We start from the raw sequence: 353 nt of genomic DNA on the forward strand, positions 1-353 counted from the left end.
CAATTTTCTTCTACAACTAAAAGTGCTTCAATTAGTTGGTTTAAGGGGTGGTTGTGGGAGAAGAAGAGGAAAATTTATCAACAATGTGGTAAAAAGTGGTAAAATGTGGTTTAAATTTCAATATATTTGAATCGTAAACAACTGCAGTGGTAATTCTCGTCGGAACATATGAATGTAAGGTAGATGCCAAGGGTAGGCTCATGGTGCCTGCTCCTATGAAGAAGCAGCTCCTGCCTGTTTTGGATCAGGGTTTTGTTCTTAAGCGATCTATTTTTAATCCCTGCCTGGAGTTGTATCCCATGGAGAAGTGGAATAAGGAGATGGAGAAAATCGAACAGCTTAACCAGTACGTA

The 353-nt window shown here is 39.4% G+C and carries 1 pseudogene; it reads left to right on the plus strand.

Going from position 1 to position 353, the window contains the following annotated elements:
• Window positions 1-146: 146 nt before the first annotated feature.
• Window positions 147-353: pseudogene (locus HC175_RS21205) on the plus strand (MraZ N-terminal domain-containing protein); the annotation flags it as partial.

It is taken from the genome of Salinimicrobium oceani, from assembly GCF_012037645.1.